This is a genomic window from Acinetobacter sp. (genome assembly GCF_036666595.1).
Lineage (GTDB): Bacteria > Pseudomonadota > Gammaproteobacteria > Pseudomonadales > Moraxellaceae > Acinetobacter.
In genome coordinates, this window is the sequence record NZ_JAVWVO010000044.1 from 1 (window position 1) to 940 (window position 940).

Genomic DNA, 940 nt, shown 5'->3' on the forward strand with positions numbered 1-940 from the left:
ATAATGAGTAATGGAAAACCTAAGAATGTCTGAATAAATTCGGTTAGCTGAAAATCGGCCATAAGTATAAAGTTTGCTAAAACCGTTGCTACAAAAGGAAAAGGAGCTACAAGAGAGGAAATTAATGTGGCTTTTATCAGGCTTCCTTGATGTTGAATATCATTCTTTTTCATAAGTTGTATCTATAATCCAGAGGCAAACAGGTTTTAAACGGTTCTGTCGTATTAAGAAGTTTAATTTTTTCTAAAATGAACATAATACACCTCATACTAAATGCGTGAAGCTTTACGTCGGAAATTAATTAAACCAATGGTGAATGTCATGTTTGTATTATGTGTGTGAATTGAGAAAGCCCTCTGAGTGAAGGTTTCCGCATAAAACTTACGATGCTAAATGATTGGGAACTTATTAACTTTTTCTATGCTGGTTAGAATTTTCATAGCATCCATATAAGTGTTAACGTAAGTATATTCGTAGCAAACTTTGCTGCCTTGCTTTTTCTCTTTAGACTGTTTTATATTCAGATGCACATCAAATTTTGGATCTAAATTGAATGTATCTTTTTCACTTTTAGTATTCTGTATTACAAAATACTCCTGAGGAAACCTAGCTTTTGTTGACTCAATACCTAAAAAATAGCCACAATTTTTAATTTTATTTGTTGAATTTATTGCAGAATTTAATCGTTTTTTATGAGAAAAATCGCCGTAAACCCATATGATTAAAGTGAATACAAATACTACAATGATAAATTTCATTATAAGTTTAATTCTCTTAAAATTAACATAATACACCTCATGAGAAATTCTTGAAGTTTTCCCATAGGCATTAATATCAGAATATTTTATTTCCCAACAACCTTAGCACCTTTCCAAAACTCCCCACGTCGACGCACTAGAAAAGAACTTGCAATGCTTTCAGCACGAAACTCTTTTGCATC

The 940-nt window shown here is 31.6% G+C and carries 1 protein-coding gene; it reads right to left on the bottom strand.

Annotated elements, in window-relative coordinates; all coding sequences use genetic code 11:
* Positions 1 to 389: 389 nt before the first annotated feature.
* Positions 390 to 758 (bottom strand): hypothetical protein, encoded by a 369-nt coding sequence (locus RR876_RS16600; protein WP_332637141.1) that lies wholly within the window; start codon positions 756 to 758, stop codon positions 390 to 392.
* Between the last annotated feature and the right edge of the window lie 182 nt (positions 759 to 940).